The 22,546-nt window shown below is 63.4% G+C and carries 18 protein-coding genes and 1 tRNA gene; 5 read left to right on the plus strand and 14 right to left on the minus strand.

Translation table 11 applies throughout. The features are described 5' to 3' along the window. The first annotated feature begins 119 nt into the window (after window positions 1-119). Window positions 120-210, plus strand: a tRNA-Ser gene (locus C4S73_RS19280). A gap of 171 nt (window positions 211-381) precedes the next feature. Here C4S73_RS19280 and C4S73_RS19285 read toward each other — a convergent pair. The 7 genes from C4S73_RS19285 to psrA form a co-directional block, all read right to left on the minus strand. Then, window positions 382-1,290, minus strand: a complete 909-nt coding sequence (locus tag C4S73_RS19285; RefSeq protein ID WP_103874154.1) for a CehA/McbA family metallohydrolase — start codon at window positions 1,288-1,290, stop codon at window positions 382-384. Window positions 1,291-1,424: 134 nt separating this feature from the next. Then, on the minus strand, window positions 1,425-2,876 hold the full coding sequence (gene phnY, locus C4S73_RS19290) for a phosphonoacetaldehyde dehydrogenase (RefSeq protein ID WP_103874155.1): 1,452 nt from the start codon (window positions 2,874-2,876) through the stop codon (window positions 1,425-1,427). 2 nt (window positions 2,877-2,878) lie between these two features. Then, window positions 2,879-4,132 (minus strand): phosphonoacetate hydrolase, encoded by a 1,254-nt coding sequence (gene phnA / locus C4S73_RS19295; RefSeq protein ID WP_103874156.1) that lies wholly within the window; start codon window positions 4,130-4,132, stop codon window positions 2,879-2,881. A gap of 128 nt (window positions 4,133-4,260) precedes the next feature. After that, window positions 4,261-5,064, minus strand: coding sequence for a phosphonate ABC transporter, permease protein PhnE (gene phnE, locus C4S73_RS19300; RefSeq protein ID WP_103874157.1), 804 nt, complete (start codon window positions 5,062-5,064; stop codon window positions 4,261-4,263). 19 nt (window positions 5,065-5,083) lie between these two features. Next, window positions 5,084-5,896 (minus strand): phosphonate ABC transporter ATP-binding protein, encoded by an 813-nt coding sequence (phnC, locus tag C4S73_RS19305; RefSeq protein ID WP_103874158.1) that lies wholly within the window; start codon window positions 5,894-5,896, stop codon window positions 5,084-5,086. Window positions 5,897-5,924: 28 nt separating this feature from the next. Continuing rightward, the gene (gene phnD / locus C4S73_RS19310) at window positions 5,925-6,803 is read right to left on the minus strand and encodes a phosphonate ABC transporter substrate-binding protein (protein WP_103874159.1); all 879 of its coding nucleotides are present in this window, start codon (window positions 6,801-6,803) and stop codon (window positions 5,925-5,927) included. A gap of 78 nt (window positions 6,804-6,881) precedes the next feature. Then, window positions 6,882-7,973 carry an iron-containing alcohol dehydrogenase PsrA gene (gene psrA / locus C4S73_RS19315; protein WP_103874160.1) on the minus strand — a complete coding sequence of 364 codons (1,092 nt, stop codon included), beginning with the start codon at window positions 7,971-7,973 and terminating at the stop codon, window positions 6,882-6,884. Between the two features lie 120 nt (window positions 7,974-8,093). Between psrA and C4S73_RS19320 the strand changes: the two genes are divergently transcribed. Further along, a complete protein-coding gene (locus C4S73_RS19320; protein WP_103874161.1) occupies window positions 8,094-8,963 on the plus strand; it encodes a LysR substrate-binding domain-containing protein in 870 nt (289 codons plus the stop codon). 111 nt (window positions 8,964-9,074) lie between these two features. On the opposite strand, the gene fhuF is transcribed toward C4S73_RS19320, so the two are convergent. The 7 genes from fhuF to C4S73_RS19355 all read right to left on the minus strand — a co-directional run bounded on the left by fhuF (window position 9,075) and on the right by C4S73_RS19355 (window position 19,044). Continuing rightward, a complete protein-coding gene (fhuF, locus tag C4S73_RS19325; protein ID WP_146071433.1) occupies window positions 9,075-9,824 on the minus strand; it encodes a siderophore-iron reductase FhuF in 750 nt (249 codons plus the stop codon). 7 nt (window positions 9,825-9,831) lie between these two features. Beyond that, window positions 9,832-11,076 (minus strand): MFS transporter, encoded by a 1,245-nt coding sequence (locus C4S73_RS19330; protein WP_103874259.1) that lies wholly within the window; start codon window positions 11,074-11,076, stop codon window positions 9,832-9,834. A 23-nt stretch (window positions 11,077-11,099) separates the two neighbouring features. After that, window positions 11,100-13,145: a TonB-dependent siderophore receptor gene (locus C4S73_RS19335; protein WP_244595674.1), complete on the minus strand. Its 2,046-nt coding sequence runs from the start codon at window positions 13,143-13,145 to the stop codon at window positions 11,100-11,102. Between the two features lie 578 nt (window positions 13,146-13,723). Beyond that, window positions 13,724-14,536: a M23 family metallopeptidase gene (locus C4S73_RS19340; RefSeq protein WP_244595675.1), complete on the minus strand. Its 813-nt coding sequence runs from the start codon at window positions 14,534-14,536 to the stop codon at window positions 13,724-13,726. A 191-nt stretch (window positions 14,537-14,727) separates the two neighbouring features. After that, window positions 14,728-15,867 (minus strand): helix-turn-helix transcriptional regulator, encoded by a 1,140-nt coding sequence (locus C4S73_RS19345; RefSeq protein WP_103874165.1) that lies wholly within the window; start codon window positions 15,865-15,867, stop codon window positions 14,728-14,730. A gap of 40 nt (window positions 15,868-15,907) precedes the next feature. Beyond that, window positions 15,908-17,308: an HlyD family type I secretion periplasmic adaptor subunit gene (locus tag C4S73_RS19350; RefSeq protein WP_103874166.1), complete on the minus strand. Its 1,401-nt coding sequence runs from the start codon at window positions 17,306-17,308 to the stop codon at window positions 15,908-15,910. Then, window positions 17,308-19,044: a type I secretion system permease/ATPase gene (locus tag C4S73_RS19355; RefSeq protein ID WP_244595676.1), complete on the minus strand. Its 1,737-nt coding sequence runs from the start codon at window positions 19,042-19,044 to the stop codon at window positions 17,308-17,310. The genes C4S73_RS19350 and C4S73_RS19355 overlap by 1 nt, the downstream gene beginning before the upstream one ends. 92 nt (window positions 19,045-19,136) lie before the next feature. Between C4S73_RS19355 and C4S73_RS27990 the strand changes: the two genes are divergently transcribed. From C4S73_RS27990 to C4S73_RS19365, 3 genes are all read left to right on the plus strand, one after another. Beyond that, window positions 19,137-19,547, plus strand: coding sequence for a hypothetical protein (locus C4S73_RS27990; RefSeq protein ID WP_146071435.1), 411 nt, complete (start codon window positions 19,137-19,139; stop codon window positions 19,545-19,547). A gap of 401 nt (window positions 19,548-19,948) precedes the next feature. Continuing rightward, the gene (locus C4S73_RS19360; protein WP_103874168.1) at window positions 19,949-21,304 is read left to right on the plus strand and encodes a calcium-binding protein; all 1,356 of its coding nucleotides are present in this window, start codon (window positions 19,949-19,951) and stop codon (window positions 21,302-21,304) included. Between the two features lie 447 nt (window positions 21,305-21,751). Beyond that, a complete protein-coding gene (locus C4S73_RS19365; RefSeq protein WP_103874169.1) occupies window positions 21,752-22,417 on the plus strand; it encodes a transposase in 666 nt (221 codons plus the stop codon). The last annotated feature ends 129 nt before the right edge of the window (window positions 22,418-22,546 follow it).

Here is a 22,546-nt window from a genome sequence, read left to right on the forward strand (position 1 = left end):
GCATCCGTGCTGATGGAGCCGAAACCGCGCAGCCTGGACACGCTGCTCACAGAAACGATAGCGATTGTCTCAGGGATGGCTTGTCAAAGCGCGTGGCAATCGGGCATAGAGCGTGCAACGGAGACGTGGCCGAGAGGCTGAAGGCACTCGTTTGCTAAATGAGCATACCCCACAAGGGTATCGAGGGTTCGAATCCCTCCGTCTCCGCCACTACCCTGCTCTTTAAGCGGTTGAAGTATCAGATAGTTTCACCCATCTGATCGGGCGTTTCCCAACGCAGGGGCGGGCGCGCGTCGCTGCTGAAGCGAAGCTGTCTGATGCTGATCATAGAAGCGCCTTGCGGATCATCGCGCCCGGCGTCGATTCCATCTCGACTGGTATTCAGACATAAATCGGATTCGACCACGCTGTCTTGCCGTCCGGAGCCACGACCATAACTCGGCACCAGCTGCCTGAAAATTTCCCGAGCGGGAACCGTGCCCGCGTCAGGCCGAAGCCGGCGGTCGCTTCATTCTTCGAGGCGCGGCCCACGACGATGATCTGCGAAGCGGCCGAGCAGGCGATCTCGATATGGCCGTCATTCACCGCGATGTTCTCGATCAGCGGGCCCTGTGTCGAATAGTAATGGCCTGCCTTAAGCGCTTCGACGAGCGCCGCCGGTTCATTCCGTTCGGCTTTGACCATCACCCAGCCGCCGAAGGCATCGCGGTTTTCATCGCCCTCTACGAGCCAATGCGTGTCGTCGCACGCCAGCGCATTGATGCGCCGGCCGCCGGTCAGGAGCATGTCGAGGTAATACGCTCCGCCGCCGCGTGACTGTCGCACCTGGCTCGTGTGATTATAGACCTCGACCGCGTGTGCGCCTGGAATGCTCGCAGCGTCTTCTGGAGTAAGCCCGTACCATTCGGGATGCGGGATCGCGACGAATGCACCGGCATCGAGGCAGCGCTGAGCGATCTGTGGCCCGGTCTCGCCGTCTCCGTTTCCCGGAAAATCAAGCGGCAGGCCCACGGCGAGAATGTGCCATTGCTCTCCCGCTGCCGTCATCGGCGCATGGCACTCCGCCCCGAGGATCGTGGAGAAGCTCTCGGTGCGGTAGCTCGTCGTATCGGTGATCGGATACTGGTATCGCGCCGTGAAGTGGTCGGAGAGGCAAATGAAGTCGTAGCCTTGCTCGCGATAGCGCGCGCAAACGTCTTCCGGACCGATCTTGCCGTCCGAGCGCTTGGAATGCGTGTGGAGATTGCCGCGGTAAAACCGGCCGGGTGCGGAGAAGGCGTCGATAGTCATGACTCAGGTCCTGGGTCCGGGCAGCGCGGAGGGCTGTCGAATACCTCCGGCACATTACGGATTCGAGATGGTCTGCTCGCCCCGGCTCTCCGCGGCTTGGCTTGTCCCGCCGTTGGCCCTTGCTCTGCTCACCCTCACGCAGTCCACGGCTGGGACCATGTCTTGACGTTTGTGAAGCTTTTCATGGCTTCGACGACGCCTTCCTTGTAGCCGAGGCCGGAATCCTTGATGCCGCCGAAGGGCGACATCTCGATGCGGTAGCCCGGGACTTCCCAGATGTTGACGGTGCCGACCTCGAGCTCGGCGACGAAGCGGCTGGCATAGTCCATCCGGTTGGTGCAGATGCCCGAGGACAGGCCGTAGGCGGTCGAGTTCGAGATGGCGATGACCGCGGCGATGTCGTCGGGGCAGCGCACGATCGGGATCACCGGCCCAAAGGTCTCCTCATGCACCAGCTCGCAATCATAGGGCACGTGGTCGACCACGGTCGGGTGGAACAGCGCGCCCTGGCGCGGGGCGCCGTGCAGCACCCGGGCGCCATGCCTCACCGCATCCTCGACCCGGGCCTCGAACAGCTGTGCCGAGCGCTCGTTGATGACCGTGCCGACATCGGTCTCAGGGTCCATCGGGTCGCCGCACTTCAGCTTGCGGGCCTTCTCGACCACGAGCTTCGAGAACGCATCGGCGACGCTCTCGACGACCAGGATGCGCTTGACCGCGGTGCAGCGCTGGCCGGAGTTCTTGGTCGCTCCGGTGACGGCGAGCTCGGCCGCCTTGTCGAGATCGGCATCCTCCATCACGATCAGCGGGTCGTTGCCGCCGAGCTCGAGCACGATGCGCTTGTAGCCGGCCGTATTGGCGATGTGCTTGCCGACCCGGACCGAGCCGGTGAAGGTCACCAGATCGGCATCGGGATCGGTGATCATCGCATCGCCCATGGTCGAGGGATTGCCGGTGACGACCGAGAGCATCTCGGGCGGCAGGCCGGCCTCGTAGAGCACATCGGCAAGCGCCAGCGCGGTCAGCGGCGTCAGCTCGGTGGGCTTCAGCACGAGGCGGTTATTGGTCGCGATCGCCGGCGCCAGCTTGTGGCTGACCATGTTGAGCGGGTGGTTGAACGGCGTGATCGCCGAGATCACGCCGAGCAGCGGCTGGCGCGTCGTGAAGATCTTGCGCGCCTTGCCGTTGGGCGAGATGTCGCAAGCGAACATCTCGCCATCGTCCTTGATGGTGAGCTGGGCGGCAAAGGACCAGACGTCATAGGCGCGGCTCGCCTCATAGAGCGAATCCTTCCAGCACAGCCCGGCTTCCGCCGTAATCAGCCGGGCGAACTCGTCCTTGCGGTCGCGCAGCAGCTCGGCCGTCTTCTGCAGGATCTGCTGGCGCTCGTAGCGGGTCAGCTTCGGCTTGAACGCCTTGGCCTTGGCGAAGGCGTCGCGGACATGTTCGGGCCGCGCCGCCGGGATCAGGCCGACGACCGTGTTGTCATAGGGGTTGCGCACCTCCAGCATGTCGTCGGTCGAGACGAGCTTGCCGGCGATCCGCATCGCTTCGCGGCGCACCGGCGGCTTGATGTTGACGGTCATGATCAGCGCACCAGGTTGAGGGCGACGTCGAAGACGTCGAAATTGCGCAAGGTCCGGCCTTCGGGCACGGCAATCGCGCCATTGGCGATCATCGGCACGACCTGCTCGGTCAATCCGCCATGCGAGCGCAGCGGCTCGGTCAGGCCCGACAGATCGTGCTTCTCGGCCGATGTGCCCAGAACCTTGTGGCGGGTCGAGACGACGACGACGTCGCCGATCCGGTCGGCGGGCAGCTCGAAGCGCTCGCAGGCCTGCGGCGAGGTCAGGGCGACCTCGATGCCGTCGAGCCCCGCGATGCGGTCTGCGACCTCCTGCTGGCTGATGCCATCAGGCAGATAGATCGTGGCAAAGGAACCGAGCGCGCCGTGATGCACGACATAAGGGTCGGTGATCGGCAGGATCACCCGCATCGTGCCTACGCCATACCATGCGTCCATCAGCGTCTGCAGATAGATCACATCGGGCTCGCCAGAGGCGAGATGCTTGTCGTTCATGCCGTGATCGGCGGTGATGACGAGCGTGCAGCCGGCGGCGTCGAGCTGCCCGACGTAAGCGTCGAACATCTCATAGAAGGCGTTGGCGGTGCCTGAGCCCGGCGCGGCCTTGTGCTGCACGTAATCGGTGGTCGAGAGATACATCACATCGGGCCGGAAGCTCTGCAAAAGCTTGACGCCGGCGGCGAAGACGAACTCCGAGAGATCGGCCGAATAGACCGAGGGCAGCGGCTGGCCGACGAAATCGAGCACGTTCTCGATGCCGTTTTGCGCCATATCCGCCTGGTCGGCCTTTTCCGAGGAGAACGCGATCGCGGTACCGCTGGTGAAGTCGAGCCCCTTGCCCAGAAGCGTCCTGAGCTTGTCCTTGGCGGTGACCATCGCGACCTTGAGGCCGGCTTTCTGGAATTCGGCGAGGATGGTCGGCGCGCGCAGGAAGCGGGCATCGTTCATCATCACCTCTTCCCTGGCCTCGCGATCGTAGAAGAAGTTGCCGGCGATGCCATGCACGGCCGGCGGCCGGCCGGTGATGATCGAGAGATTGTTGGGATTGGTGAAGCTCGGGATCACCGAGAGCGCCGTGGTGTTGGCGCCCGTCTTCATCAGCCGGTCGAGATTAGGCGCAAGCCCCGCCGCGATCGCCTGCTCTATATAGCCAGGTTCCGAGCCATCGACGCAGATCACGACCACAGGCCGCGAAGGACGACGATAAGACCGACCGTTCGCGACGACGTCAGAACCAATGGCGGCATGAATGTTCATGGGGGAATCCTTTCGAGAAGCCGGAATGAGCCACTCCAGCACCGGGCTCGATTGCCGTTCGCGATGACCGCGATACGGCTTCTTGATGTGTCGGAAGGCGGCAACGACATCCGCTGCAGCGCGCGCCTTCAGCGGATCATGGCGCGGACACGCGAGGAGATCAGATCGGCGGCAAGCACCATCGCCAGGATCAGCAGGATGCAGGTCGCGGTGTCCTGGTACTTGAACAGCTTCATCGAGGAGACCAATTCGAAGCCGATGCCTCCCGCGCCCACCATTCCCAGCACCGTGGATTGGCGGACATTGGTTTCCAGCCGGTAGAAGACCGTGCCCAGCCAGGTCGGCAGGACCTGCGGCAGGACGCCGAAGAAGAAGGTCTTGAACGGGCCGACCCCGGCCGAGCGGAAGGCTTCCAGCGGGCCTTCGTCGATGTCTTCCATAGCCTCGGCAAAGAACTTTCCGAGCATGCCGGCGCCATGGATGGCGAGCGCCAGAACGCCGGCGAAGGGTCCAAGCCCGATGGCCGCAACGAAGATCAACGCCAGGATGATCTCGTTGATGCCGCGCATGCAATTCAGGATCTGCCGGGTCGCGTGATAGACGACCGGGCTTGGGCTGAGATTGCGGGCTGCGAAGAAACAGACCGGAACGGCAATGACGACGCCGAGCAGGGTGCCCCAGACCGCGACCTGCAGGCTCTCCAGTGCGGGCTTCCACAACCGGTCCAGGAACTCCGGATTGGGCGGCATCATCCGCACCAGGAAATCCCACATATAGGGAAAGCCGTTCCAGAGGTTGGTGGCGTTGATCTCGGAGCCGAGCGCTGCCCACCACAGGAAGGCGATGATCGCCAGCGTCAGGGCGCTTACGCCCCACCAGCCGAAACGCCCCTGCGGAGGACGGAGAACAAGCTGCATTGTACCGAACGACATGACGGGGTTCCCTTCGGTTTCAGGCCGTTGCGGTGGCGACGAGAGGTGCCAGGATCGGCTGCCTGGCGGCGGCGCGCGGCTTCAGCACGCGCCCGATGCCGGGGTCTTCCAGGCCGGGATAGATCTGGTGGACGATCTCGGCCGTCAGGTGATCGGGCGTATCGTCGAAGACCACCTTGCCACCGCTGAGCCCGACGATCCGCTCGCCGAACTCGACGGCATAATCGACCTGGTGAAGGTTGCAGATCACGGCGATGCCCTTCTCCTTGCAGATCGCCTTGAGATAGCCGAGCACGATCCGCGAGGTCTTCGGATCGAGGCTCGCCACTGGCTCATCGCAGAGGATCACGGCCGGCTGCTGCGCCAGCGCCCGGGCGATGCCGACGCGCTGCTGCTCGCCGCCCGAGAGCTGATCGCCCCGCGAATTCGCCTTGTGCGGCAGTTCGACCCGCGCCAGCGCCTCCATCGCGATCTCGACATCGCGCTTGGGGAAGAGCTGCAGCATCGTCAGGATGGAGGACAGCCCCGCCATCCGGCCGACCAGCACGTTCTTCAGCACGGACAGCCGCTTCACCAGATTGTGGTGCTGGAAGATCATCGCGACCGGCTGCTCGCCGCGCGCCTTGCTCTTCGTGTCGAACACCTTGCCGTCGATCAGCGTCCGTCCGGCATCCGGTTGCACGAGGCCGTTGATGCAGCGCAGAAGCGTCGATTTGCCCGCGCCGCTCGGCCCGAGCACGACCAGGAACTCGCCGGGTTCCACCGTCAGGTCGATGCCCTGCAACACGGGACGCCCGGCATAGGATTTCTTCAGGCCTTCGATCTTGATCATGATGGATCCTCCCGGTCGCAGCTGGCGACTACTTCATCTTGACCAGATCGAGCTTCAGCACCTTCGCGGTATCGCGAATGATGTCGTAGGCCTGATCATTGGTCTCGACGAAGCGGTTGAGCTTGCCCTGATCGGCCCAGGTGATGTCCCGGATGTTCAGGAAGGCGGATTTGATCTGCTGCTTGAGGTCATCCGGCAGATTCTTGCGCCAGCAGGTCGGCGACTCCGGAATTGGATCCGAGCGCCAGACCACGTGGATGTCGGCGGCGTCGACCAGCTTCTTCTGAACGGCGGCGTCGAAGATCCGGTCTGCGATCGTCGCGGCATCGACGCGCTTGTTGGCGACGGCGAGCGCATTGGCGTCGTGCGAGCCGGTGAAGAGAACGCGGCCGAAATCCTTTTCGGGATCGAAGCCCAGTTTCATCAGCCCGGCCTTGGGGAAGAGGTGGCCCGAGGTCGAGGAGGGATCGACGAAGGCGAAGGTGCGGCCCTTCAGGTCCTTCACCTCTTTGATGCCGCTGTCTTTCCGGGTGATGATCTGGCTGTGGTAGAAGGTCCGGCCCGATTTGGCCGTTTCGGCGGTCGCGAAGGCCTCGATGGCCGCGACCGTGGTGCCCAGCACATAGGAGAAGGGGCCGAGATAGGCCACTTCGACATGGCCCGAGCGCATCGCCTCGATGACGCCGTTATAGTCCGAGGCGACGAAGCCCTGGACCTTGATGCCAAGGTTCTTCTGGAGCGCATCCAGCAGTTGCTGGCTCGATTCGAGCATGGCGCGCGAATCTTCCGAGGGAATCAGGCCGACGCGAATGAGCTTGGTCTGAGCGCGGACGATATGCGGCATTGCCAGCAGGGCGCCCGCAGCCGCGGCCGACCCCGTCATCACTTTCCGACGAGAAATGTTCATGTCATCCTCCCAGATGATCCGGTGGTCTTTGACCTTGCCGGTGAACGCGTGGGCATGATTGCCCGAAAGATTGGATTGTCAGGCAGCTTTCGCAGCTTGCCTCCCGATGAAGTTGCGGCCCCGCTCGCCCTCCAGCGCCTTGTCGACGAGACGATTCCAGTCGGCCTGCGACACCCCGTAGGCGGAGGGCTCGGTCTTCACGCCGAGGTTCTGCAGGAACGCAGTCAGGTGCTCGGCGCCGGCCTCGAGATCAGGCCCGAAGACCCTGCGCAGGGCCGCATCGCATTGGGGCTGCACGCCCATCGCCCAGCGCATCACCATCGGCAGCGAAAAGGAGCAGGCGATGCCGTGGATCGTGCCGGACTTCAGCGTGATGTCGTAGGAGATGTTGTGGGCCAGCGCGGTCTTGGTGTTGGAGAAGGCGAGGCCTGCCAGCAGGCTGGCGCGCATCTGGCGAACCCTCAGATCGATATCGCCGGGCTCGTCGAGCAGGCGCGGCAGCGTATCGAGGATCTCGCGTGCTGCCTCGACGGCGTAATTGGCCGAAACCGGATTGCCATTGACGTTCCAGATGCTTTCCAGCGCATGGGAGAGCGCGTCGAGGCCGGTCGCGAGTGTCAGGCCGCGCGGTGCTCCGATCGTCAGGGCGGGGTCGAGCACCGCCGTTTCCGGATAGAGGCGCGGATGAGCCAGGGAGTATTTGCTGCCATTGGCTGAGTCCCACACCGTCGCCCAGGACGTGACTTCGCTGCCGGTCCCGGCCGTCGTGGGCACGGCGATGATCGGGACGATGTCCGAGGCGTCGAGCGGGACCTTGTCGACGAGATGGCGGCGTACGGTTTCGAAATCGCCGCCGCTGGCCGCGAGCACCTTGGCGGCGTCGATCATGGAGCCGCCGCCGAGCGCGACGATGACCTCTGCCCGTTGCGCCGCTGCGCCGAACAGGCGGCAGGATTCGACGAGATCGGCGCAGTCCGGATTGGTTTCGATATTCGTGATCGTCGCGACCGGCGCACCGGCGGCGGCAACCAGACGCTCCGAAAGCTCCTTGAAGATCGGCTGGTCATAGGTGACGAGCGCCCAGCGGCGCTTGCCGATCAAACCTGCGACTTCGTCGAACAGGCCTGCACCGAAACGAATCCTGACCGGATTCCAATAGGCCCACTGCATGCGTCCGCCCTCGCTCACGTTTGTGCCATCGCGCTTTCCGAGCGCCGTTGGTGGAGATGCTCACAAAGGACGAACCAAGAAACAAATTGATTTTTCAGAGCTGATAGATAGAAATTTGCTATGCGTTATTCGCAGCTTCGATCGTTCCATGCTGTTGCCAGTGCAGGCGGCTTCAATGCGGCCGCGGCGCAGTTCCACATCAGCCAACCCACCCTGACCGCGCAGGTCGGCCTGCTCGAGGAGGAGTATGGCGTCGAGCTGTTCGTTCGGAAGGGCCGGCGCCGCGAACTCAGCGATGCCGGCAGGCAGTTGCTGGCGATCACGACGCGCCTTTTTGCCGAGGAGGGCGAGGCGCAGGCATTCCTGGAGCAGTCGCGTGAGTTGAGGACCGGAAAGCTGTCGATCAGCGCCGTCGGCCCGTTCCACGTCACCGAGATGCTGGCGGCCTTCAATCGTGCGCATCCCGGCATCGAGCTTGCAGTCAAGCTCGGCAATTCGACCGCCGTGCTGGACGACCTCTTCGACTACAAGTCGGACGTCGCGATCCTCGCCTATATCGACGAGGACGACCGCCTGCTCACCATCCCTTACCGCCGCCACCCCGTCGCAGTGTTCCTGCGCAAGGACCATCGCCTGGCGCGGCGCAAGAGCATCGCGATCGCGGAGTTGGAGGGCGAGCCTATGATCATCCGCGAACATGGCTCGACGACGCGGCGCGCTTTCGAGGAAGCGCTCCTTGCCGCCAAGACAAAACCGCGAACCGTCATGGAGATCGGCAGCCGCGAAGCCATTCGCGAAGCGGTCATCCGCGGGCTCGGCATCAGCTACGTGTCGGTGGCGGAGTTCGTGCCGGACCCTGATTTACGGCTGATACCAATCTCGAATGCGGAGATTTATACTTATGCCCACGTCGTTGTGCTGAAAAAGCGCGAGACGAGCCGGATCGTCGGGGCCTTTCTGGATGTTGTCCGACAGACCCGGAAGACATGAACTTCTCGGCGTCGCCGGACTTTCGATCCCGTCTTCAGCCTCGCGTCGGCAACGCTCTTTCTCACAGCGCTTTTGGGGACGGCCCTTTTTTGCTGCGGCGTCGGGCTGGAGCTAGCGCACCTCCGGCAGAGCGCGTCGCTCACGCTCCACTGTCGCCTCCGGCAGCGGGCAGAGGCTGCCGCAATGCGCCACGCCGGGCAGGAGGTAGCGCAGGCAACAGATTTTGCGCTGCCGGGTCGGCTCGCCGTCCTGCAAGGGATAGCGCACCGCGTCGAGCATGAGGCTGCGCTTCCCTCGCGCATCGGTCTGGGCCTCGAGCAGGGCAAAACCTTCCGCGAGCGCCTCGGGAGCGGCCTCGCCGGTCGCCGCGACCTGCTGCAGCGTCCACTCGAAGATCGCCGCCGCATTGGTCCAGAGCAGGCGCGGCGATACGCTGAAATGCCCGGCGAAGTGAGCGATAAGCGGAGCGATATGACCGTCGAACAGACGCGAATAGCGCGGCCCGTCGACGTCGCAAGGCCGACCCTCATGCGCGACGACGAGGGCCGCCGTCCGGCCCTCGTCATGAGGGACGATGCCAACCTCATCGAGCGCGACCGGCAGATCGCGATCGAGCAGCAGAATAGCCGCCGTTGCTGGGATGATCAGCATCCCGAAATGCCACTGCGTCCACATCGAGACCAGCGCGCGCCGATCGCCGCCCGGATGGGTTTTCGCGAAGCGCTCCATCAGTCGCTCGGCGCCGGCCTTGTCGAGCAGAACGGTGCCGGGAATCGCATTGGAATGCTCGCCCGGCAAAACGAGCTTGTCGCCGTACCAGGCAAGCGCTTCCGGCAGGTGCTGCGCCAGTGATGATATCATCTGCGGGCTAGGGCTGGACTGCCGCCAGCTCGGGCGGAAGGCGGCCAAGTCGCGCCGCGCGACCGCCCAGAATCGCGGTGACGGGCGCTGCGATCACTGCCCCGGCCGCAGCAAGCGCAAAGCAGGCGGCATAGCCGAGATGCTGCGAGATCCAGCCCGCACCGAGGCCACCGGCCATGCTGACGAGAGCGTCCATGCATTGCAGCAGGGTGAAGTCGACGCCCGCCTGGCGCGGGTCCGACAGCGCCATGAACTGGGCGTAGAGCGCGACGAAGCCGAGCGCCATCAAGCCGGAAGAACTTCCGAGAGCCAGGGCGAGCAACACGGGTTTCGGCATGCCGCTTTGCCAGGCCGCCATGGCAAGGCCGGCCAGTGACGCGGCTTGCAGGACAAGCGCGAGCACCATGACCACGCGCGCACCCCAGAAGCGCACGAGCGCGCCGCCAAGCAGCGCGCAGGCGAAGCCCACCACCAATCCGCCCATGCCGTTGACCATGCCGAGCGAGGCCAGGTCCAGGCCAGAATCGATCAGGAACGGCCCCAGCATCGCCACGCCCCATTTCTGCGCGACGACATAGACCGCGGCGAGCAGCAGGCCGGCTCGCATATCGGGACGGCGCAAGGCCTCGCGAAGGGAGGGCTGATGCGTCCGCTGGCCCGCGGAGGGCGGGGCCGGCGAGAGCAGGAAGGGCAGGGCGAGCACCAGCAGCAGCGCCGCCATCAGCAGCGTCGCCTTGCTCCAGTCGAAATATCCGACGAGCACGAGGAACAGGCCCGAGCCGAGCGCCGAGCCGAGATAGGCCCCGCCGACCTGTGCCGCGTTGCCCCAGCCATGATGGCGTTCCGACAAGGTCTCGACCGCGTGCCCGTCGCAGGCGATGTCGCCGGTCGAGGCCGCGAACGCGATCAGCACGAACGCAGCGATCAGCGGGACGAGATGGGTCGGGCCCAGCGCTGCGACGACGCAGAGCCCAAGCGCCGAGACGAGCCCCGTCGCAAGGATGATCGAGCGCGAACGGGCCTTGCCATGGGCAGGCAGCCGATAGCGCTCGACGGCCGGCGCCCAGAGGAATTTCACCGCCCAGGGCAGGCTTGCGAGATAGATCAGCCCGATCTGGTCGAGCGGCAGTCCGCGATCGCGCAGCACGGCGGGCAGGGCGATGAAGGTCAGGCCGCCAATGATGCTCTGGCCGACATAGAGCCCGCCGATGGCGAGCACGATGGCGGCTGGCGAGGCGAGAGTGCGCGTCACCGCGGACCGCGATCCGGCCACGCTCACCAGCGATACCTCAGGCTGGCGATGACCTTGCGGCCTTCGTCGAAGTAGCAGAACCCGCCGGTGCAGTTCTGCTTGTCCTCGTCGAGCAGGTTGGTGGCGCTGACCTGCACCAGCATGCCCTTCAGGCGTCGATCGAGATTCTCGAGATCGTAGCGGACCGAGGCATCGACGAAGGTGCGGGCCTCGTTGTCCAGGATCGCGCGGTTGAGATTGTCGCCGAGGCTGGAGCCGACATAGCGCACGCCGCCGCCGATGCCGAAGCCCTTCACCGGTCCCTCCTGCACGGTATAATCCAGCCAGAGCGACGCCATGTGATAGGGCACGCTGGTCAAACGATTGCCGACCGTCTCCGGCGTCAGCTTCTTGATGCGCGCGTCGTTGTAGGAATAGGACGCCTGGACGCTGAGGCCGTTGGCCAGGGAGGCGACGCCCTCGACCTCGAAACCGCTGGAGCGCAGGTCGATCTGAACCTGGCGGTTGAGGCCGTTGACGACCTCATAGACGACGCCATTCTCCTGCCTGATGTTGAAGACCGCGGCGCGCAGCGAGGCATTGTAGCCGGGGATGTCATACTTCACGCCAGCTTCGACCTGCTCGCCTGTCGTCGGCACTGCGACGCCGCCAGCCAGCACCGTGCCCGAATTCGGCACGAAAGAGGTTCCGTAGCTAACATAAGGGGCGAGGCCGAAATCGGTGACGTAGCTCAGCGCAGCGCGCCCGGTGAGCTGGCCATCCGTCTGCTTGCTCTCCGTCGGGGCGGCCCCGGCCGCGCCCGCCTCGAACTTGCTGTCGAGCCAGTCATGACGCAGGCCGGCGGTCAGGCGCCAGTTCTGCCATTTCATCTGGTCCTGGACATAGGCGCCGACCAAGGTCTGGGTCTGGCTCGTCCGCCATAGGAAGGGCGGGTTGTATCCGAGCGGCACGCCGCCATAGGCTTCCTTGCTCTTGTAGCTCAGGCGGCTGAGGTCGATTCCGGTCAACAGGGTGTGATCGACCGGGCCGGTCCTGAACCGGCTTTCCAGGGCGGTGTCGACCGAAAAGCCTTCAGTGTTCTCGCGCGTCAGGCCGGGCGTTCCGACGTAGACATATTGCTGGTTGTTGCCGAGCTGCGAGAAACGGGCGCGCTGGCGTAGCGTGAACACGTCGTTGAATTTGTGCTCGAATTCATAGCCGATGCGCGCCTGCTGCTGGCGGAAGTCGTTATAGCGCCTGTCGCCGCCAAAGACCTTGGTCGCGCGGGTGACCTTGGAGAGGATATTGCCATGGCTGTCCATATAGGGGCCGTATTCATTGACATAGGCGGCCGTGCCGCCCGTGGTCGAATCCATATATTCGCCGAGGATGGTCAGCTTGGTCGCGTCGTCCGGCTTCCAGGTCAGGGCCGGCGCGATGAAGACGCGATCATCCTTGATGGCGCTGATTTCGGTCCTGGCGTCCCGTACCAGGCCGGTCAGCCGGTAGAATAGCGTCTTCTCCGGATTGATCGGGCCGGACAGATCGAAATTCATCTGCTTGCGGCCGAACGATCCGGTTTGGACTTCGACCTCGCGGAAGGGCACCTCGGTTGGCCGCTTCGAGATGATGTCGATGATGCCGGCGCTGGTGCTGGCGCCGTAGATCGAGGAGGCCGGCCCGCGCAGCACGGTGATGGCCTCGACGCCGTAGGGCTCTAGCCGGAACAGGCCATTGGGGCTGCCGATCTGGCGCAACCCATCGCGGAAGACGGCGTTGTGCGTCACGTCGATGCCGCGGATTGTGAAGGCGTCGTAGCGCGGATCGAAGCCATAGGTCCCGACGCGCGCGCCGGGCGTATACGACAGGGCTTCGAGCAGTGATTGCGGCTTGCGCTGCTCGAGCTGCGTCTGCGTGACCGTCGAGATCGACTGCGGCGTTTCAAGGAGCGGCGTATCCGTCTTGGTGGCGCTCCGGCCCGAAGTCGCGACATAGCCGTTCGTGTTGATAATGCCGCTGAGTTCGCCGCCTTGCCCCTCGACAATGACCGGATCGAGCTGAATCGGCCGCGTTTCATTCGCCTGCGCCAAAGCTAGCGCCGGAACAAGAACGAGGGCGGGCGACGCTATGAGGGCGCAACGGAAATTCACGTTGGTAAACTTTCGACTAATAGAGTTGTCGGCTCCTAGCAATGCCGGCGTGATTAAGTCAATGCTTATAGTTTGTAATTATTATAGTTTGAGAATTGCCATCCAAAAGAGTAATTCTATTAGAGTTCGGTTTATTATTTGTGGATATTGCAGATCATACTGCGATTTCCCGGAAACGCGGGTCATCCCTGCCGGGGCGAAGCGGAGAGCCGGGATTCATGCCTGGACGTTGATCGCAAGCGCTCCGGCATGAATCGCGGGTCAAGCCCGGGAGGACGGCGTGTTTCCAAGCGAACTCAGGTGCACTTCTTCGCGCCGGGCTGAAACCCTGTGTCCCGGGGACGGGCGAAGGCCGACGGGGCGCTCAAGGCGGCCCATGGATCGGATTGTTCGATGGCCGGTTTGATTGGATCGTCGTTGATGGGCGCCCGATTCCGAAGGAAGAGGTGAGGGCGCTAGAGACCGGGGAATGAGCGGATTTTGGTTGCGAGTATTACTGATACGAGTTGCAATCGTCATTACTGTAGGTCGATATCGAAAATTCGCTCCAGAACCAATTTGCCTTCGTGCAACACTACATACCTGGCCTGAAAGAAGCGTCGATCCCAACCACCCGCAGGCCGCTTAAGTCCCGCAAAGATTAGGGTTTGCGCCTGGTCTCGCTGAAGTGGTTGGGCTCGATTCTCGGCGATGGTCTGACCCGAGGGGCCTTCCACCACCAGCGATTGGACGTCGCCCGCCTTGAGACCGATCCCACGGACATAGGCCACGAGCGCGGTAGCATCGATGTTGGGCCGCTTCCGATCGAGATCCCCCGATTCAACCGTCGCCATTGTCACGGGGGCGGCAGCGAAGCCTGCATTCAAGATCCCTCGCTGCCTGTAGGCGAGCAGGGGCTGTAGCGAGGGCTGCCAGAGCGAGCGGCCGGCTCCGCATGAGTTTGGCGGTGCCCCATAAGCGAAGGGGTCGGCAATCTTTCCGCCATGACGGACGATGAAATGAAGATGCGGATATTCGGTCAAGCCGGATAGGCCGATCCGCCCGATCGCCTGCCGCGCCTCGACACGGTCACCAACCTCTACACGCAGGCTGCCTTTGGCCATGTGGCAGTACTGCGTTTCCCAACCAGCGGCGTGCTCGATCACCACGGCATTGCCGCATTCGGAATCCTTCACCGAGGCTCGGCCGGCTTCGCGGACGGATGTGTCCGCCATGCCGTCACGGCGCCGGAGAACCCTGCCGCTGGCAGCGGCCAGCACATCGACGCCTGCCTGCTGCGCCGCCATCGTCGGCAGGCGGAAATCCGTCCCGTTATGGCCATCATAGGACAAGCTGCCGCATGTATGGTCCTTGGCCGACGGTTCCGGATCAGAATCGACGTAGTATTGAATGAAGCAGCTACGCCCGATATCGCAGGCGACCGGCAATTCGAGAAGCGGCGGCCCTTCGGCGACCGCGCCTGTCGCCCATGCCAGACAGAAGGCAAGCGCCGCAGCGCGACAGATCCCAACCCTATCCACGATCAGGCTCTCTCCTGTCGCAGTCGATCCACCCGGGCAAATGAACTGCGGCCATCCAGATCGTCCGAAAAGACCTGGTCGCGGCATCCGTCAACGAAGGGCGACAGCGTCAGAATATAAAGAAGAAAGAACTCGATCTGGCGGTTGATGCCGAGCTTGAGCATGATGCGCTTGATATAGGTTCGCACCGTCGCTTCGGTGAGATCCAGGTGCCGCCCTATTCGAGCCGGCGGCTCGCCGCGAAGCAAGAGCAGCACAATCCTCTCTTCGGCCCAAGGCAGGCCGAAAGCCATCGCGATCCGCTTGGCCCCCGCCGCCGGGTCGATCTGGGGGATGATGACGAGCAGCCGGTCCATATGTCGCTCGGCCGGAGCCGCGCCTATCCAGGCGAACGCGAAGGCGCGATGGTCGGTCGACAGTGGAATGATCGTGTTCGCCCAGGACCGCTCTGACCGGGATGCAATCGTATCGCGCAGCGCCTGCTGCATCAGGCTGTTGACGAGGGAGTTCGAACCCGCAAGCGCGCCGTGATCAAGGTGAACCGGGTTCTTCGCCAGGAGCAGTTGCCGGCCGGCGTCGTTCGTTTCGAGGACCCGCCATTTATGGTCGACCGTGAAGACCGGGAAGGCTAGCTCCTCCAGGAGTTTGTCCAAACTCAACTCATCGGGGCGACGTTGGTTGAAGCTCTGCATCGTCGCCCAGATGATGCTCGCCGCCCGCGAAACGCATGCGATCTCCGCGGCAGAGAACGGGACCGATCGCCAGCCTGCCAGAAAGATGAGATCGCCTACATCGCCGGCAGGCAGGCGCCCGGCCAGCGCATGCACGGGCTCGTCGTGCTCGCGGCCGAGCAGTTCGGTCGCGAGCATATCCGCGGGATCGATGGCAAAAAGCCTGGCGGCTTGCCATTCCTGTCTCTGCGCCAGGCGTGTGATCACATCGGCCGAGGGTTGCACGCTGCTGTCGAAGCCGACCCGAACGGCCTGCACGGCAAATCCGGTCGCTGGCGAGAGCGTGAAAACGAAGCATCGCTTGCATTCGAGCAATCCAAGGATCGCCCTTCCGAACGATTCGAGTCCGAGCAACGTGGCGGCTGCTGGCGCGTTCGACCGCGCCTGCATCAAGGAATCGTTCCGCACCATTGGTCCCTCCCCATCTGGCATTGATCACCAGCAGACTTGTTCAATTCTCCCTAAAAGCGCGATGCATGCGCACCGACAGCGGCTGGAGCAGATACTCCGCAAATGTCCGCTGACCGGTTTCGATGAAGATCTCGACCGGCATGCCCGGCTGAAGCGAGGCGAGATAGTAGGTAAGTTCCGGCGTATTCTGGAGATCGACCTCCGCTTTGTAGAACGACTTGCCCGATCTTGGTTCTATGAGCGCGTCAGCTGTAACCATGGTGACCGAGCCGGCGAGCATGGGCGAGCGCCTGGAATTGAACGCAAGAATACGCACGCGCGCCGGCTGCCCGACCCGTAATTCATTCCGGTCAGTAGGCTTGACCTCTCCTTCTACGATTAAGCGATCCTGCGTCGGAACGATATCGAGAAGTGTCTCGCGAGGCCCGAGTACGGCGTTCTGGTTGCGCGTGTTGAGGCCGACGACCATACCGCCTTCCGGTGCTCTCACCTCGGTACGAAGGAGCGTGTCTCGCGCTGCGGCAATGCGGTGCCTTACATCGGTGATCTGTTCGCGGTTGCTGTGGCGCTGCTTGGCGATCTCCTCCAGCCGGTTGTAGACGAGCTGCAGGCGCTGCTCCCTTAGTTCGGCAAGCTTGCCCCTCGTCTGTGCGATGGATGAGGTATTCGTTGCGAGCTGCGCTTCGGCATCGGCTTCGGCCCGCTTGAGAGCAAGGACCTTCGGTTTGCGAGCGAGGCCCTTTGCCAGGAGAAAATCAGAATCCTTGATTTCCTCCCGGAGAAAAACGAGCTGCCGTGTCAGGCCGTCGACGCTGCTCTCGAGCCCGCGGATCGAATCGTCGAGCTGCAGCATCTGGTGATCGATGAGATGCCGTTGTCCCTGGAGCGAAGCCGCCCGGGCAGCGAATTCCGACAGTTGGTTCACCATCGACGCCTGCGCCTCCCGGCGAGCCTTGTTCAAGAGCAGTTCGTCGGGGAACGAAACCTCCGCCGCCCCCACCTGTTCCGCCTCCAGGCGAGCCTCGATTGCGAGCCCCGCGAATAGCTTGGTTTCGAGGACACCGAGACTGGCTTCGAGCTGCGTCGTGTCGAGCCGGGCGATGAGCTGCCCACGTTCGACCTGCTCGCCCTCACGGACGAATATCGCCCTCACGATCCCCCCTTCGAGATGCTGCACGGCGCGGCGTTGGGACATGACCTTTACGACCCCAGGCGCGATCACAGCGCTGGCAAGCGGCACAGTTCCGGCCCAGACGCCGAAGACGCCGAACAGGAGGATCGTGAATACGCATCCCCAAATGACGATCCACCTCGTATCCGTCCGAGGCTGCTCGGATACCGCGTCCCAACGGGCTATCGCCGTGCGAAATGGCTGCGCTGGCACGCCAGCGGCGACATCCGGCTGCCATTGCGACCGAGGCTCGAGGCGAATGTCAGCCATCAGAGCCGCCCCTCGATGGTGGCGGGCCTGGCTTTGTCATTCGCAGGAGGACGCGGACTGCGCATCGGTGTGGCGCCCGCCATGGTTTGCGGCAGCACCTCGGCTGGGGAGCCAAAGGCGACTGCGACCCCGTCGCGCAAGAACAGGATAAAATCTGCGACGGTGAAAAGACGCGGACGGTGCGTGACGATGACCAGGGTCGTGCCGCGCGCCTTGGCCTGTCGGATCGCCGTGCACAGGGCCTCTTCCCCGTCGGGGTCCAGATTGGAATTGGGTTCGTCGAGCAGGATCAGCTTGCGCTTGCCGAAGAGCGCGCGCGCCAGACCGATGCGCTGCCGCTGTCCGCCCGAAAGCTTGCTGCCATCCCGGCCGATCTCGGTCTCGTAACCGCTTGGCAGGGCGAGGATCATGTCATGCGCATTCGCCTGACTGGCGGCGGCGACCACATCCTCATCCGTCGCGCGCTCGTCGAACCCCGCAATCGCTTCGGCGACCGTGCCGCCCAGCAGCTCGACATCCTGAGGCAGATAGCCGACAAAGCGCCCGAGCTGGTCCGGATCCCAGTTGTCGAGCGAGGCGCCATCGAGGCGGATCGTGCCCATCGACGGCTTGTCGAGCGCCGCGATCAGCCGCAGCAGCGTGGACTTGCCAGCCCCGGTAGGTCCTATGATGACAACGACGCTGGCCGCCGGGCAGCGGAAAGAGACCCCGGTCAGAGCTGGTCGTTTCGCATTCTGGTTGCGAAAGGTGACGGAGCTGACATCAAGCGCGCCCAATGGGGTTGGCAAGAGCGTTCGGCGCTGATCCATAAGGGCCGCAGCGGTCGCGCCCCGAATGTGGTCCCACGCGTCACGCGCCGAGTTCAGCATACGCAAACTCGCGACCAGATGTTCCATCGGGGCCAGCGTTCGACTGATGATGATGGAACTCGCCATCATGCTGCCGACCAGAACCTCGTTCTGCAGGACGAGCCAGGCTCCGGCCCCGACGGCTGCGACCTGAAGTCCGATCCTGATCATGCGCGCCACTGACGCGATCAAGGCTACGCGTCCGTTTGCTTTGACCACAGGCGCCAGGGCATGGTCGTTGAGCTGCACGAATTCGCGTATCGCCCCATGCGTCCATCCCATCGCCCGGACGAGATTGGCGTGCCGGACAATGCCGTCGAGAGTGCGCTGCGCGCGGATGGCGGCGCCCGTTGCCTGCGCCGCTTCGGACCGCGCAACGCGCCCGCTCGCGATGGCCAGCAATAGCAGGAGCAGGGCGCCCACGAGCGCAATCGTCCCGTACCAGGGATGAATGAGATATAATACGGCGATGAAGACTGGCAGGAATGGCGCGTCGATCAGGGTGCAGACGGTTGCGCTCGCCAAGGTATTCCTGAGTTCGCGCACGCGAACCATGTCATGCGTGCCGGCCTCGCCCCGCCTTGCTGGATCGGTGATCGAAGCCTTGAGCACGAGTGGAGCGAGGAATTGTTCGAAGCCGACTGCAAAACAGCCGAGCAGACGATTGCGCAGCACTTCGAAGCATGTGCTGAACCCGAGCGCCACGACGGTCAGGATCGTCAATGCGATGAGCGTCTCGACACTGCCGCTGGTGATCACCCGGTCGAACACCTGGATCGAGTAGAAAGGCAGGATCAGCAGGAGCAAGTTGATCACGATGCTGAAGACAACCACCCACAGGAAGGCGCGGCGCCCCGGGATGGCCAGGAAAAGAGTGCGGCCGCTCAATCTGCCGGTCTCGGCAGCTGTCTTGGGGCGGAACTCTGAAGTCGCACGGCTCGCAGACGCGTAGGACATGTGTCCTCTGGGATGGAAAGAGCGTGGTTTCGACATCGACAGTGCTGGGCAGCGGGCTTTCGGCCGCTAATCAGCGCGTTGATCCAGGCCGGTTGAGCGGCTTACAGCCTGCGAAGATATGGATATCGGCGAGGCCGGAAAGGAACATCTGGGGAAGGTCGCGGCGTGTCGTTTCCGCCATCGGTATTCGTATTGGCGGAATCGCCGACAATATCAGACAACTTGATCAGGCCAGCAGTATTCATGCCTTGGAATGTATCCATGACTTCGCCTCCTCGGACTTTCAGCTTGCCCCTTTTCGCCAGCTCGCCCCGTTATTGATTGCCGCAGACACCGAACGCGCCGAGTGCTGCGTACCGCCGGCCCGGGAAGACCTGCCCGGGAAGACCTGGATGCAGCCGCGCGAAGCTAGGGAAGGTTATCTTTCTTCATAATCCCCATTTGGTGACAGAAATGGCTGGGCGCGCCCGGGAGGCGATTTTGTCGAGGTTGTCCGTCGTGGCGCCATTGGAATTCTGGCTCGGATACGCGCTTCCGTCGCGCCGCGTTCTGGAATCCGATTTTCCTGCCTGCGCCCCGGGGGAACTCTCCAACTGTATTGCGCGTCGTTTTCAAAGGTAAATCCAGCGTTTTCGCGGAATGACGCCAGACTATCTCCTGACCCCTTGACCTTTTGTATCCAATTGGGGATTGCGTCCCCCTGCTGCATCTCCTTAGCGTCCGCTACCTTCGCAGACTGTTCGATCCGTGACGATCGACCCCGATGCGCACTACTGCGCGTAATCGCAGGAATGTGCATGTGCGAGGGCTCACGTCCAATTAGGGAGCAACCGCTATGGCTATCATCAATGGTACAGCCGGAAACGACATTATTCCTCCTCCCGATACCAGTGGCGACGACACCATCAACGGTCTGGCGGGCGATGATACGATAGACGCAGGCGCCGGCACTGATACCGTCAATGGCGGGGCTGGCAACGACATCATTCTGGGCGCCGCCGGCATTGACACGTTGAACGGCAATGCCGGGGACGACACCATCAACGGTGGCGACGATAACGACGTCCTCAACGGCAATGCCGGCAACGACAACCTGTCGGGTGATGCAGGCGACGACACCCTCGATGGCGGCGCGGGCGACGACACTCTCGATGGCGGCGTAGGCGACGACGTTCTGACCGGCGGTGCAGGCATCGACAGCCTGAGCGGCGGAGACGGGATCGACACCCTGAACGGCGGCACTGGCGACGACACGCTCGACGGTGGTGCCGGCGACGACGTGCTGAATGGCGGCGCAGGAAATGACGGGCTGAATGGCGGCGATGGCGATGATGCCCTGAGTGGTGGCGGCGGCGACGACACGATGAACGGCGATGCCGGCAACGATAGCCTGGAGGGCGGTGCCGGTAATGATGAGATGAGCGGCGGCGACGGCGACGACACTCTCAGCGGCAGCGCCGGTGATGACACCCTGGATGGCGGTGCGGGCATCGACACGCTGAGTGGCGGCGACGGTGCCGATACTCTCAACGGCGGCGACGACGCCGATGTGCTCTCCGGAGACGCCGGCGACGACACCCTGGATGGTGGCGCGGGCGACGATACGGTCAGTGGCGGTGATGGCGCCGATACGCTCAATGGCGGTTCGGGAGCGGATTTGCTGAGCGGCGACGCCGGCGACGACACCATGAGCGGTGACGCCGGCAGTGACGTTCTCTTCGGCGGGGACGGCAACGACACCATGAGCGGCGGCGGTGGCGCGGATGTTGCGTTTGGCGACGCTGGCGACGACGAGATTGACGGTAATGCCGGCAGCGACGCGCTCTACGGCGGAGAGGGCGCCGACGATCTCGACGGTGGCAACGGCGCCGATAACCTGTATGGCGAGGCCGGCGACGATCTACTGACCGGCGGAGCAGGCACCGACACGTTCCATTTTGGTGACGGAGCCGATAATCCGTTCGGTGATGACGAAGTCACCGATCTCGACGTTGCGGACGAAGACGTTATCGAAGTGGACGTCTTCGATCCGACGACGGTCGTCGTGACCGTGGACGATACGGGCGCCAGCGTCGTTCTGGATTTCGGCTTCGGCACGATCCAGATCGATGGCGTTTCCGGCGGCGGCACATTCGCCTCGATCGCCGATATCAACGATGCGCTGGGATACGACGCAATCACGCTCGTTTGATGTTGCTCTGCACAAAGCTGGCGGCGCTCCTCGCCGCCAGTTCACACGAGGGGCCCGGCGGCAAGCGGTGCATTCCACACCGAACGGCCGCCGGCCGTTACGGTACCCGAAAAGCTCCGACGGCGACGGACATCGCTGATCGAGATGCCGGTCCAGATAGGCAGTGATGCAGTTGCCTGTCGGTCGGCAAGCGTTTGCCGTCGGGTAGGCGCTGAATTTCCATATTGGGGGTTTTGACGGAGACAGCGTCGCTGTTTCGCTGAAGTCCTGACTCTATCGGAAGCGGGACAGGAGGCTGCGAGCATGGGCAAGCGGAGATTGATCTGGGAGCCCCCGTTCTATGAGCAGTCTGGCGCGACACCTGCCGGCGATCACGACGCGGCAGCCTTCCATCGACGCTCGGCTACCACTCCCGGGCTCGAGTGTCGTCTGTGAGAGAAAGTCGATCTGAACATCCCTTATCGCTGGTTTTGCCGGCCTGAGCTGGAGGGTAATGTGCCCGACCATTCCACGTTCTCGAAGATCCGCTGCGCCCGCTTCCGCGAGAGCGCTGGCTTCCGGGCATTGCTTGAAACAACCGTGCTACGCCGCCTCACGGAAGGTCTCCTCGTCAGCCTGAAAAACACCGCTGCCAACGAGCATCGTTCCGCCGCAGGCTCAGAGGCTGGCGACTCCGGCGATCGCGCTCGACCCCGCCGACCTGTGCGCGTGTTTCTTCATGCGCCAGACGAAGTCGCATGGCGCTCGGCCAGCGAGGGAAAGCCGACATTCGTTTCCGGTTCCAATCCTGCGGCGCAATCGACCATCTCTTTGAAGGGCGACATCTTCTTCACCTTCAGCGCCAACTGCCTGATCGATCTCGACCATGCTGTCATCGGTGCCGTCGAGGCACCCCGTGCTATCCGGCGGAGGGATGGCAGATCAATCCAGATGATGTTTGCGAGAGCGCCGGGCTATTTCGGACATTGTCGCCCTGGGTCCGCAGCCGGCAACATCTATTTTTCGGGCGAGAGTTTCGCCTGGCCAGCGCATGATCGCGGAAGCATGTATTCCGGTCTTCAACAAATCGGAATACCGCGACGGCCCCTTAAGCCGCGCAGACTTCTTCTGTGATCGACACAGCTTAAGGCTTTCGACCACATCGGTTTGCAACGCCTGCGCCATTGGCGAGAACTTGCTCGGAATCCGAGCGCCGTCACCGGGGCCGCTCTCGCAGGGACGCGCAGGCGGCCGTCCGCACAT

The organism is Allobosea lathyri (assembly GCF_900108245.1).
GTDB lineage: Bacteria > Pseudomonadota > Alphaproteobacteria > Rhizobiales > Beijerinckiaceae > Allobosea > Allobosea lathyri.